The following is an 11,891-nucleotide window of genomic DNA, read 5'->3' as shown; positions in this document are numbered from 1 at the left end:
TCATGCGGCGGCCTCGATCGATTCCAGTGCCGTGATCACCACCGACTCGCAGTCGTACACCTTTTCGAGCTGCAGCCGCAGTGTTTCCGGCGGCCGGCTGCTGTCCACGTCCAACTGCAGGTGCCAGCGCCCGGCATCGTCCGGCGCGGCGGCGCCCTGGATGGCACACGGGCGGAACCCGCGGCGCTCGGTCATGCCGATCACCCGCACCAATGCGCCTTCGGCCGGCTTCAGCACCAGGTCAAGCCGGTAACGCATGTGTCGTCTCCTTGGCCGCGTGTGCAGGATTGCTGTCCAGCATGGTGCTGTTGGCGTTGTTGGGCGGCACCAGCGGCCATACGTTGGCGCGTGCGTCGATGGCAACGTGCAGCAGGCCGGGGCCGGGTTGGGACAGCAATTCCGCCAGTGCCGCATCCACATCGCCGCGCGCGATGATGCGCTTGGCCGGGATGCCGAACACCTGCGCCAGCGCGGCAAAATCCGGGTTGTCGGACAGATCGATTTCGCTGTAGCGCTCGGCAAAGAACAGCTCCTGCCACTGCCGCACCATGCCCAGCGAGCTGTTGTCCAGCAGCACGATCTTCACCGGCAGCTTGCAGCGCGCGATCGTCACCAGCTCCTGCACGTTCATCATGAAACTGCCATCGCCGGAGACCAGCACCACGGTGCGGTCGGGGCAGGCGAACTGCGCGCCCATCGCCGCCGGCAGGCCGAAGCCCATCGTGCCGAGCGCGCCGCTGGTGAGGTGATTGCGCGGATCGTTGAAGCGGCAATGCTGGGCCACCCACATCTGATGCTGACCCACGTCGCACGCGATGATGGTGTCGGCCGGGGCCACTTCGCTCAGGCGCTTGAGCAGCGCCGGCGCGTAGATATCGGTGCCGGGCGCGTCGTAACGCGCGCCGAATTTTTCGCGGTTGGCAAAGCAGCGCGTGCGCCATGCCTGGCAATTGCCACGTGCTGCGCTCAATGCCTTCAGACTGACCGCCACATCGCCGGGCACGGCGATGTCGGCCGTACGCAGCTTGGAGATTTCATACGCATCGGCATCCAGATGGATGACGCGCGCGAATGGTGCGAATTCGCTCAACTTGCCGGTGGCACGGTCATCGAAGCGTGCGCCGACCACCACCAACAGATCGCATTCCTGGATCGCCATATTGGCCGCGCGGGTGCCGTGCATGCCCAGCATGCCCAGATAATCCGGATGCGCATGCGGCAGCGCGCCCAGGCCGCGCAAGGTCAGCGCGGTGGGAATGCCGGTGGCTTCGACAAAGCGCCGAAACGCCTCCACCGCACCGGCCAGGGCGATGCCGCCACCGCCGTACACCACCGGGCGTTCGGCGCTGGCGATGGCCGCCAGCGCTTCGGCCAATTTCGCATCTTCCGGGGCCGGAGGCGGCAACACTGCCGCCGGCACATGATCTGGCAGATGCGAGGCATCGGCGATCTGCACGTCCTTGGGCAAGTCGATCAACACCGGGCCCGGGCGGCCTTCGCGCGCGATGCGAAACGCCTCGCGCACGATCTCCGGGAACTGGTCCACGCTGCGCACCAGAAAGCTGTGCTTGACGATCGGCATGGTCATGCCGAACACGTCCAGTTCCTGGAAGGCATCGGTGCCCAGCAGCGGCGTGGCGACCTGACCGGTCAGGCACACCATCGGCACCGAATCGAGCATTGCGTCCGCAATGCCGGTCACCAGATTGGACGCGCCCGGGCCGGAGGTGGCCACGCACACGCCGACCTTGCCGCTGGCACGGGCATAGCCGTTGGCGGCAAGGGCGGCGCCCTGTTCGTGACGGACCAGGATGTGCTTGAGCCTGGAATCCACCAGGGCGTCGTAGAACGGCATGATGGTGCCGCCCGGATAACCGAACAGCGTTTCCACGCCCTCGGCTTCCAGGGCCTGCGTCAGCCAGCGCGCGCCGTTGCGGGGCGTGCTGTGTGCGGAGGTGTTCATGCGTTGCGGACCTTCGGTGTTAAACGGTGGGGGATGCGGCGGCGTTATGCCGCTTGCTGATTTGCTGGTGCGGCAGCGGCTTGCTGTTCGCCGTTGAGCCACACCATCTTGGCGCGCAGTTTCTTGCCCACTTCTTCGATCGGGTGTTCCAGGTCGGCCTGCTTGAACTTGGTGTAGTTCGGCAGGCCGGCTTCGTATTCGGCCACCCAGTTCTTGGTGAAGGTGCCGTTCTGGATGTCGGTCAGCACGTCCTTCATGCGTGCCTTGGTGCTGGCGTCGATCACGCGCGGGCCGCTGACATAGTCGCCGTATTGCGCGGTTTCGGACACGAATTCCAGCATGCGGGTGATGCCGCCTTCGTAAAACAGGTCCACGATCAACTTCAGTTCGTGCAGCACTTCGTAGTACGCGATCTCCGGCTGATAGCCGGCTTCCACCAAAACTTCGAACCCGGCCTGCACCAGCGACGAGGCGCCACCGCACAGCACGGCCTGCTCGCCGAACAGATCGGTTTCGGTTTCTTCCTTGAAGGTGGTCTTGATGATGTTGGCGCGCGCGCCGCCCAGGCCGCCGGCATAGGTCAGCGCGAACTGCTCGGCCTTGCCGCTGGTGTCCTGGTAGACCGCATAGATGCACGGCACGCCGCGGCCGATCTCATATTCGCGACGCACCAGCGCGCCGGGACCCTTCGGCGCGACCAGCACCACGTCCAGATCGGCACGCGGGGTGATCATGTCGAAATGCACGTTCAAGCCATGCGCGAACAGCAGGCAGGCGCCTTGCTTCATGTTCGGGGCAATGACCTCTTCGTAGAGCTTCTTCTGCACCATGTCCGGGGTCAGGATCGCGACCAGATCGGCACTCTTCACCGCCTCGGCCGGCGCCACGACGGTGAAGCCGTCGGCCTGGGCCTTGGATTCGGTGGGGCCGCCGGGACGCAGGCCGACGGTGACGTCGAAGCCGGAATCGCGCAGGTTCAGCGCATGCGCGCGGCCCTGGCTGCCGTAGCCGATGATCGCGATTTTCGGTTGGGTGTCGTTGCTCATGAAGTAGTCCTTGCGGGGTTGGCAGTGGGAAAGGGATCAGCTAGCAGCGCAGAGGCTGGTTGGCCGAACAAAGCGGGGATGAGCGAGAACACCGTGCACGCGGAGGCTTGCGGCAGCGCAGTTGCTGGCACTGATGGAAGGGGCTGCGGCGATGTCGGTGGTGTCGTTCATGTCATTCGAAACTTTTGGGGGTCCCTGAAACGCGAAACCCCGCGCCGTTGCCGGTGCGGGGTCTGATCGAAGCCTTGTGTGTCTGTTACCTACACGAAGCCGCGTCCCGCACCGGTTGGCGAGGTAATAAGTACGAGCACGAGAAGCGACGCTGCCGTCGCGCCCAAGGGCGCGGTCAGGAGGGCGTTCGTGGTGGCGGTGCGTTGCGGCATGCGTTGAGATAACCATCGCTGCCGGTAGGGTGTCAACCCTTGCGGGTGAAACAGCTGGATCGGTGCCGCTTACCGAGCGCGAAGCCTCATGACAGCAGCATGGTTTCCCATGAAACTGGATCGACGACTTGCCGACATCGCCGATGTGCGTCACCAACTGCGCGGTTTTATCGCTGCAGTGTGGCTGGGATCGAGCGCTGCGATCAAGGCCGCTGGTATGGTTGGTCCTTCATTCGTTGTGTCGTGGGGAGCTCTGGATCATGCGTCGCGTACCCGTCTTACTTGTGTCTGCTCTGACGCTGCTGGCGCCGTCTCTCGGTGCCGCCGACCGGATCACCGGGCAGGGCTTCGCTACCCGCTCCGAAGTGATCGCCCCGCATGCGATGGCGGCGACGTCGCAACCGCTGGCCACCCAGATCGCGCTGGATGTGATGAAGAACGGCGGCTCGGCGGTGGATGCGGCGATTGCCGCCAATGCCGCGCTAGGCCTGATGGAGCCGACCGGCAATGGGGTGGGCGGGGATCTGTTCGCCATCGTCTGGGATCCCAAGACCAACAAACTCTATGGGTACAACGGCTCAGGCCGTTCGCCCAGGTCGCTGACCCTGGCCGAGTTCCAGCGCCGCGGGCTGAAGGACATTCCGCCGACCGGCCCGTTGCCGGTGTCGGTGCCGGGCGCGGTGGATGGCTGGTTCGCGCTGCACGAGCGCTTTGGCCGCAAGCCGATGGCGCAGAACCTGGCCCCGGCGATCCGCTACGCGCGCGAAGGCCATCCGGTGGCCGAAACCATCGCCTATTACTGGGACCGCTCGGTGCCGCGGCTGTCGCAGTACCCCGGCTTCAAGGAGCAGTTCACCATCGACGGCCATGCCCCGCGCAAGGGCGAGCTGTGGAAGAACCCGAACCTGGCCAACACCTTGCAGCAGATCGCCGACGGCGGCCGCGATGCGTTCTACAAGGGCGATATCGCCCGCACCATCGGCGCCTACTTCAAGGCCAATGGCGGCTACCTGAGCTATGCGGACATGGCCAGCCATCAGGGCGAATGGGTGGAGCCGGTCAGCACGAATTACCGCGGTTACGACGTGTGGGAGCTGCCGCCCAACAGCCAGGGCATCGCCGCGCTGCAGATGCTCAACATCCTGGAAGGCTACGACTTCTCCAAGATCCCGTTCGGCTCGGCCGAGCACGTGCACCTGTTCACCGAGGCCAAGAAGCTGGTCTTCGCCGACCGCGCGCGTTTCTATGCCGACCCGGCCTTCCAGCCCGCGCCGCTGGCCAGGCTGGTCTCCAAGGACTACGCCGCCCAGCGTCGCGCGCTGATCTCCATGGACAAGGCGCTCAAGGAGGTGCAGCCGGGCACGCCCAAGCAGCTCGAAGAAGGCGACACCATCTACATGACCGTGGCAGATGCCGACGGCATGATGGTGTCGTTGATCCAGTCCAACTACCGCGGCATGGGCAGCGGTATGGCGCCGCCGGGGCTGGGCTTCATCCTGCAGGACCGTGGCGAGATGTTCGTGCTGAAGAAGGACCACCCCAACGGCTACGCGCCGGGTAAGCGGCCGTTCCAGACCATCATCCCGGCCTTCGTCACCAAGGACGGCAAGCCGTGGCTGAGCTTCGGGGTGATGGGCGGGGCGATGCAGCCGCAGGGGCATGTGCAGATCGTGATGAACCTGGTGGATTTCCATATGAATCTGCAGGAGGCCGGCGACGCGCCACGCATCCAGCACGAGGGCTCCACCGAGCCGACTGGCCAGGCCACCGCCATGAGTGACGGCGGCGAGCTCAATCTGGAGACCGGGTTCTCCTACGACACCATTCGCGCACTGATGCGCAAAGGCCATCGGGTGATCTTTGCCGACGGCCCGTATGGCGGCTATCAGGCGATCGCCCGCGACCCGGGCAATGGCGTGTATTACGGCGCGTCGGAAAGCCGCAAGGACGGGCAGGCGGCCGGTTACTGAGCCAACCGCCACGGATGAGTGCGGCTCAACTCTGCCTGCCGCGCGCCGCTAACCACACCGATGGATTAGGAATCCCCATGAGCTCGATGCACTCGCCTGACCTGCCGTCGCACACGCGTGCGGCCCTGCTCCCCGACGCGCCGGTTGCCTTGTTGCGGCTCTCGGTCGAGGCGCATGTGGTGGCCTGCAATCGCGCCGGCCTGGACGTGCTGGGCAAGACCGCCAGCGAACTGGAAGGCTTGCCGGCCTCCGTGCTGTGGGGATTGAGCGTCACCGACCTGGTCGGCGACGAAGGGGTGTGGGCCGCACCGGGCGACGACCCGGCCCGGCGCGTGCGTTACATCCGCGACCGCGAGCACGGAGGCTGGATGCTGTCGTTGCCGCACGTCGAAACCGCAATCCTGTTGCGCGAAGCCACACGGTTGGCCGACGGTAGTCGCCCGGTGCCGATCTCGCCGCTGCTGCAGCCGCTGGTGGCACGGCTACAGGCCGAGCACGAAGACCGCACCGTGCTGGAGCGCACTGCGCAGGCGCTGGCCGGCTGCGAGCTGGAACTGCTGCTCCCGCCGGGCCTGGCGGACAACGAGATGGGCCGCCGGCTGCAGGCCGGCTTCGGCAATCTGGCCGAAGCGATCCGCCAGGCGGTCGCGCTGTCGGTGCAGATCGCCGCCGAAGTGCCGCCATTGGTGGCCGAAAACGACGAGATGGTGCGTCAATCGCAGGCGCAGACCGAAGCGCTGGACGGCGCCCGCACGGCGGTGGAGCGGCTGTCGTCGAGCCTGCAGGACGTCAATGCCGAACTGGCACAGGTGATCGCGCTGGCCGCCAGCGCCGATGACAGCGCGCGCCAGGGTGTGGCCGCGGCACACGCCCTGGGCCAGGCCATGCACGAGGTGGAGCGTCGCGCCGCACGTGCCGGCGAGGTCATCGAAGTCATCGACTCGGTGGCGTTTCAGACCAATATCCTGTCGATCAACGCCAGCATCGAAGCGGCGCATGCCGGCGACGCCGGGCGCGGCTTTGCGGTGGTCGCCACCGAGATCCGCCGTCTGGCCGAACGTGCCGCGGCGGCGGCGCGCGATGTGCGCGCGATCCTGGCCGAGACCAGTGCTGCGGTGGGCGAGGGCGCTGCCTCCGCGCGTGGCACCGAGGCAGTGCTCGATGGCATCACCCACGTGCTTGGGCAGGCCAGTAGCGCGATGACCACGGTAGCCGGGCGCATCCAGGCGCAGGATGGCGAAATTCGCGGGATCGAGCGTGCGGTGGATGGTGTGGTGGCGCTGGGGCGCAGCAACCTGCAGCATGCCGCGCACGTGGCCGAACGCAGCGAGGCGCTGGAGCGCGGCACCGAAACCCTGCGCGACTGCGTGGGCCTGTTCCGCCTGCCGCCCGATCCATTGCAGGTGCCCAGGCACGCGCGCGTCAAGGAACTTGCCGTCGCTACGGCGGGCAAGATCGGCACCGCACTGGCGCAGGCCATCGCGCGCGGGCAGATCGACGAAGCGGCGTTGTTCGCGCGCACCTACACGCCGATTGCCGGGGTGGAGCCGCCCAAGTTCAGTACCGACTTCGACGCGGTCTGCGATCAGGTGCTGCCCCCGCTGCAGGAGCCGCTGCTGGATGCGCATGCGTGGATCGTATTCGCCATCTGCGCCAATCCCGACGGCTATGTGCCTACCCACAATCTGCGTTTCACCCAGCCGCTGACCGGCGATGCCAAGCGCGATCTGGTCGGCAACCGCACCAAGCGCAAGTTCACCGACCGCGTCGGCCGCAGCGTGGGCGCGCACACCGACCCTTATCGTTTGCAGGTTTATCGCCGCGATACCGGCCAGATCATGTTCGACCTGTCTGCACCGATCTTCGTCGGCCGCAAGCATTGGGGCGGCCTGCGGGTGGGGTATACGCTGGAGTGACGACGGCTGGCGTCAGGGCCGCCGATGAAATTGCTGTACGGCCGCCAGGCGGTCGCGGCCGGTGCTCGGCGTGGCATGTGCCACCCGTACGCTCCGGTTCCGCCGCGCCGCCCACACCCAGCTGACGACGGCTCGCTAGGTTTTGTTCGCCGCTCTTACTGAGGTGTGGCCGGCGTCGGGTTGCCCGCCGATGCGGTTGTCGGGTTGCCCAGCTGCTTGGCCAGGAAGTGCTCGAGGGTGCGATAGAAGGCGATCTGGTTGGCGTCCTTGTAAAACCCGTGGCCTTCCTTGGGCACGGCCATCCATTCGGGCGCGTTGCTGCTACGGGTCAGCGCAGCCCGCAGGCTCTTGGCCTGGGCAAATGGCGCACGCTCGTCCTCTTCGCCGTGGACCAACAGCACGGGCGCCTTGATGCGTTGGGCCAGCGAAACCGGCGAGTGCGCGGCAAGCTCGGCGGCGTCGCGGCCGATCACGCGCTCCAGGTAATTGGTGCCGTACGCGCTCTGATTGATATCGCCCCTGGTGTACATCATCTGCAGGTCGTAGATACCGGCCACACCGACCGCGCAGCGGAACAGCTCCGGTGCCTTCACCTGCACCATCATCGCCGCGTACGCACCAAAACTGGCACCGTAGCTGCAGATGCGCGACCGATCGGCCATGCCCTGGTCGATCGCCCAACGCACGCCATCCACCAGATCGTCCTGGATCCGTTCGCCCCACTGGCGATAACCCGCACGTTCGAAGTCATGGCCGCGTCCCTGCCCGCCGCGGTAGTTGACCTGCAGCACCAGATAGCCGCGGCTGGCGAGAAATTGCGCATCGGTGTCGAACGCCCAACCATCGCCGTCGGTATGCGGGCCGCCATGCGGCAGCAGGATCATTGGCAGTGGCGCACCCTGGGCGGCCGTTGCCGGAACGGTCAGCACGCCGTCCAGCGTCAGCCCGTCGCGGGCCTGGAATCGCACCATGCGCCGCTCGCTCATCCGTGCCGCGGGCAGGGCGCTGCGGGCCTTGATGACCAGCTTGAGCGTATTGGTCGGGCGATTGAAGATGTACCAGGCGCCGGCATCGCGGTCGCTATAGGCCTTCAGCAGCACGGCGTTGCCATCTTCGGTGAAGTTGATGAAATCCACGTACTGACCAGCCAGGGTCTGGCTGAGGCTGCGATGCAACTGCGCCTGTGCGCTGTCGGGCGCGACATAGCGCAGCGCAGGCTGGCCCGGTCCCAGTCGTGCCGCGAACGGCGCAAATGGTGCAGGTCCCCATTGCAGATCGTCCACGTCGTAGAACGGGTCGGATGCCAGCACGCTGCGCTGCTGGCCGTCCGGGTCGCTGGACACCAGTGCCGCCGGACCGCCGGAGACGCTGTGCCAGCCATAGACACGATTGGGCTGTTCGGCAAAGGCGATCGGACGCCAATTGGCCTGGACCTGCGTCAGCGGTGTCCAGCCGTTGCCGCTGCGGCGGAACAGCAGCGAATTGTCGTTGTCGTCGGTGCCGTATGCGTACTGCGCCACATCGGCGTTGTCGAGCACAAACCTCAGGCGCGGCACGTCGATGTCGGCCATCAGCCGGTGGGCGGTGGTACTCGCATCCACGTCGTACAGCATCGAATGGCGCGAATCCAGCGATAGCCGCCGCATGTAGAAGTGCCCGTTGCGCCGGCTCGGCAGCCCTTCGATGTAGCCGAAGCCGCGCTCCAGCCCGGCATTGCGCGTGCTCTGCTGGTAGCCGTAGACGTAGCGCTGATTGCCGCCGTCCAGGTCGGTGGCGATGATCTCGCCCATCGGCACCGGTTCTTCCAGCGAGCCGAGCTTGCGACCCTTGCCGATCACCAGGCGCCGATCGCTGACCCAGGCGATGCGGACCGGCAATTCGTAGCGGGGCAGGCGCAGCATGGTGGTGGATTGCATGTCGGCGATGCGGTACACCACCAGCGCGTAGCTGCCGTCCCCAAGATCGGCGCTGACCGCCAGATGCTTGCCATCCGGCGACATCGCGGGCGAGGAAATCGGGCCGGACTCGACGAAGGCTTCTGCCGGTAGTGGCTCAGCCGCTGCACCAGGTCCGGCCGCTCCGATCAACACTGCTGCCATCCACGCACACCGTTGCATCCATTGCATTCGCGTTGTCCATCCCCTGTTTCACGCGACGATAACGAATCGCGGCCATCGGCTGCAAGAGGGCGTAAAAAATGCCGCCGGAATGCGGCGGCAAGGAGAGAGAGCAGGTTTCTGGTTGTTGTGCGGCCACGCTAGCCAGCCGATGTGCCGCGAAAATGTCTGGGCATGTCAGCTGCACGGCTGCGTTCATCGCGCAGCGTCCGTTTGGCGGGTCAGTGCGCCGTGCAGCCAACCGCGCATGCGCCCGCTCGCGGCGATGTGGTTTAATCGCCGCCGAAGTGGGGGTACCGCAGTGCGCTGCGGTTGAGATAGTCCCTTCGAACCTGATCCGGCTGATACCGGCGTAGGGAAGCTTCGTAAGATGCGACGGCCGGTGCCTGCACCGGTCGTCCTGTTGAGCGCCGCCGCTTCGTCCGCACTGCGACTTCTTCGCAGAGCCAGCGCCATTGGTGCTGGTCACCAGCACACAGGACGAACGCCATGAATGCCGCGCCTACCGTTTTGCAGCAACAAGCCCAGTCGTTATCCGAGGCTGTGACCCAGCCGATTCCCGGTTCCCGCAAGATCTTCGCACCCGGCTCGCGCGCCGACCTGCAGGTGCCGATGCGCGAGATCGTGTTGACGCGCACGCCGACGTTGTTCGGCGGCGAAGACAATGCGCCGCTCAGCGTCTACGACACCTCCGGGCCCTACACCGACCCGCAGGCGGCAATCGATCTCGCTGCCGGCCTTGCGCCGTTGCGTGCCGACTGGATCGCCGAACGTGGCGATACGGTGGCGCTGGAGACCTTGAGTTCGCACTTCGGGCGCGGCCGCGAACACGATGCGCGCCTGGACGCCGTGCGTTTTCCTGCACGGCGCCTGCCGCGGGTGGCGCGCGCCGGCGCCAATGTCACCCAGATGCATTACGCACGTCGCGGCATCGTCACGCCGGAAATGGAGTTCGTGGCGATTCGCGAAAACCAGCGTCTGGAAGCGGTGAGCGACGCGATGCTGCGCAAGCAGCATCCCGGTGAATCGTTTGGTGCGTCGATCCAGCAGCGCATCACGCCGGACTTCGTGCGCGAGGAGATCGCGCGCGGTCGCGCGATCCTGCCCAACAACATCAATCATCCGGAAAGCGAACCGATGATCATCGGTCGCAATTTCCTGACCAAGATCAACGCCAACATCGGCAATAGCGCGGTGTCGTCGGGCATTGCCGAAGAAGTGGAAAAACTGGTGTGGTCGATCCGCTGGGGCGGCGACACGGTGATGGACCTGTCCACCGGCAAGCACATCCACGAAACGCGCGAATGGATCATCCGCAATTCGCCGGTACCGATCGGCACGGTGCCGATCTACCAGGCACTGGAGAAAGTCGATGGGCGCGCCGAAGAACTCACCTGGGAGATTTTTCGCGACACCTTGATCGAGCAGGCCGAGCAGGGCGTGGACTATTTCACCATCCACGCCGGTGTACTGCTGCGTTACGTGCCACTGACTGCAAAGCGCGTCACCGGCATCGTCTCGCGCGGTGGTTCGATCCTGGCCAAGTGGTGTCTGGCGCACCACAAGGAAAATTTTCTCTATACCCACTTCGAAGACATCTGCCAGATCATGAAGGCCTACGATGTGGCGTTTTCGCTGGGCGATGGGTTGCGCCCGGGCTGCATTGCCGATGCCAACGATGCTGCGCAGTTCGGTGAACTGGAAACGCTGGGCGAGTTGACCAAGCTTGCCTGGAAGCACGATGTGCAGACCATGATCGAAGGGCCGGGGCATGTGCCGATGCAGCTGATCAAGGAGAACATGGACAAGCAGCTGCGCGAATGCGGCGAGGCGCCGTTCTACACGCTGGGGCCGCTGACCACCGATATCGCGCCCGGCTACGACCACATCACCAGCGCGATCGGCGCGGCGATGATCGGCTGGTTCGGCACCGCGATGCTCTGCTACGTCACGCCCAAGGAGCATCTGGGCTTGCCCAACCGGCAGGACGTACGCGACGGCATCATGGCCTACAAGATCGCCGCGCATGCGGCCGACCTGGCCAAGGGGCATCCCGGCGCGCAGGTTCGCGACAACGCCTTGAGCAAGGCGCGCTTCGAGTTCCGTTGGGACGACCAGTTCCATCTCGGGCTGGATCCGGAAAAGGCCAGGGAATTCCATGACGAGACCTTGCCCAAGGACGCGCACAAGCTGGCGCATTTCTGTTCGATGTGCGGGCCGCACTTCTGCTCGATGAAGATCACCCAGGACGTGCGCGACTACGCGGCCGAACACGGCATGGGCGAAGCGCATGCTGTGTCGGCTGGCATGGAAGAAAAGGCGTCGCAGTTTCTGGCGCAGGGGGCGCAGATTTATCGCGCCTCATAGCGCCACAAGCCCGCTTAAGGTTGCCCGGAACACGTGGCCCGCTTATCGAAAATTCAGCTTCGGCTGTGCAGATCGCATCGCTGCGCGCAAGTGCCGCGATGCGATCGTGCTGCAAGCGGTTACAGCGGA

8 protein-coding genes, 1 other RNA gene and 1 riboswitch are annotated in these 11,891 nt (G+C 65.6%); of the genes, 4 read left to right on the top strand and 5 right to left on the bottom strand.

The annotated features are described in order from the left end of the window. The 3 genes from FHY18_RS14580 to ilvC are packed head-to-tail and all read right to left on the bottom strand — an operon-like array spanning nucleotide 1 to nucleotide 3,009. Complete coding sequence (locus FHY18_RS14580) at nucleotides 1-258, bottom strand: ACT domain-containing protein (RefSeq protein WP_259156369.1); 258 nt, start codon at nucleotides 256-258, stop codon at nucleotides 1-3. Then, complete coding sequence (gene ilvG / locus FHY18_RS14575) at nucleotides 242-1,963, bottom strand: acetolactate synthase 2 catalytic subunit (RefSeq protein WP_259156368.1); 1,722 nt, start codon at nucleotides 1,961-1,963, stop codon at nucleotides 242-244. Before ilvG ends, FHY18_RS14580 begins: the two co-directional genes overlap by 17 nt. 44 nt (nucleotides 1,964-2,007) lie before the next feature. Beyond that, nucleotides 2,008-3,009 (bottom strand): ketol-acid reductoisomerase, encoded by a 1,002-nt coding sequence (gene ilvC, locus FHY18_RS14570; protein WP_046964004.1) that lies wholly within the window; start codon nucleotides 3,007-3,009, stop codon nucleotides 2,008-2,010. A 643-nt stretch (nucleotides 3,010-3,652) separates the two neighbouring features. Here ilvC and ggt point away from each other — a divergent pair. The 3 genes from ggt (at nucleotide 3,653) to FHY18_RS14555 (ending at nucleotide 7,429) form a co-directional block, all read left to right on the top strand. After that, on the top strand, nucleotides 3,653-5,362 hold the full coding sequence (ggt, locus tag FHY18_RS14565; RefSeq protein WP_259156363.1) for a gamma-glutamyltransferase: 1,710 nt from the start codon (nucleotides 3,653-3,655) through the stop codon (nucleotides 5,360-5,362). A gap of 77 nt (nucleotides 5,363-5,439) precedes the next feature. Further along, nucleotides 5,440-7,278, top strand: a complete 1,839-nt coding sequence (locus tag FHY18_RS14560; RefSeq protein ID WP_259156362.1) for a methyl-accepting chemotaxis protein — start codon at nucleotides 5,440-5,442, stop codon at nucleotides 7,276-7,278. A 75-nt stretch (nucleotides 7,279-7,353) separates the two neighbouring features. Then, a non-coding RNA gene (locus FHY18_RS14555) (sX9 sRNA) lies at nucleotides 7,354-7,429 on the top strand. A 4-nt stretch (nucleotides 7,430-7,433) separates the two neighbouring features. Here the strand turns inward: FHY18_RS14555 and FHY18_RS14550 are convergent. Together FHY18_RS14550 and FHY18_RS14545 are read right to left on the bottom strand one after the other, a co-directional pair. After that, on the bottom strand, nucleotides 7,434-9,377 hold the full coding sequence (locus FHY18_RS14550; protein ID WP_259156361.1) for a prolyl oligopeptidase family serine peptidase: 1,944 nt from the start codon (nucleotides 9,375-9,377) through the stop codon (nucleotides 7,434-7,436). Next, complete coding sequence (locus FHY18_RS14545; protein ID WP_259156359.1) at nucleotides 9,331-9,594, bottom strand: hypothetical protein; 264 nt, start codon at nucleotides 9,592-9,594, stop codon at nucleotides 9,331-9,333. The genes FHY18_RS14550 and FHY18_RS14545 overlap by 47 nt, the downstream gene beginning before the upstream one ends. 80 nt (nucleotides 9,595-9,674) lie before the next feature. Beyond that, a riboswitch (TPP riboswitch) is annotated at nucleotides 9,675-9,772 on the top strand. Nucleotides 9,773-9,884: 112 nt separating this feature from the next. On the opposite strand from FHY18_RS14545, the gene thiC reads away from it, so the two are divergent. Continuing rightward, nucleotides 9,885-11,762, top strand: coding sequence for a phosphomethylpyrimidine synthase ThiC (gene thiC / locus FHY18_RS14540; protein WP_259156357.1), 1,878 nt, complete (start codon nucleotides 9,885-9,887; stop codon nucleotides 11,760-11,762). Nucleotides 11,763-11,891: the final 129 nt, after the last annotated feature.

This window comes from Xanthomonas sp. 3793 (genome assembly GCF_024806835.1).
Taxonomy (GTDB): Bacteria; Pseudomonadota; Gammaproteobacteria; order Xanthomonadales; family Xanthomonadaceae; genus Xanthomonas; species Xanthomonas arboricola_F.
The sequence above is the reverse complement of the archived record's forward strand: the minus strand, read 5'-3'. Positions and strand labels throughout refer to the sequence as shown.

What these genes read in the sequence shown, in the direction of transcription:
- FHY18_RS14580 (WP_259156369.1), bottom strand. Translation starts at nt 258, where the DNA reads ATGCGTTACCGGCTTGACCTGGTGCTGAAGCCGGCCGAAGGCGCATTG.
- ilvG (WP_259156368.1), bottom strand. Translation starts at nt 1,963, where the DNA reads ATGAACACCTCCGCACACAGCACGCCCCGCAACGGCGCGCGCTGGCTG.
- ilvC (WP_046964004.1), bottom strand. Translation starts at nt 3,009, where the DNA reads ATGAGCAACGACACCCAACCGAAAATCGCGATCATCGGCTACGGCAGC.
- ggt (WP_259156363.1), top strand. Translation starts at nt 3,653, where the DNA reads ATGCGTCGCGTACCCGTCTTACTTGTGTCTGCTCTGACGCTGCTGGCG.
- FHY18_RS14560 (WP_259156362.1), top strand. Translation starts at nt 5,440, where the DNA reads ATGAGCTCGATGCACTCGCCTGACCTGCCGTCGCACACGCGTGCGGCC.
- FHY18_RS14550 (WP_259156361.1), bottom strand. Translation starts at nt 9,377, where the DNA reads ATGGCAGCAGTGTTGATCGGAGCGGCCGGACCTGGTGCAGCGGCTGAG.
- FHY18_RS14545 (WP_259156359.1), bottom strand. Translation starts at nt 9,594, where the DNA reads ATGAACGCAGCCGTGCAGCTGACATGCCCAGACATTTTCGCGGCACAT.
- thiC (WP_259156357.1), top strand. Translation starts at nt 9,885, where the DNA reads ATGAATGCCGCGCCTACCGTTTTGCAGCAACAAGCCCAGTCGTTATCC.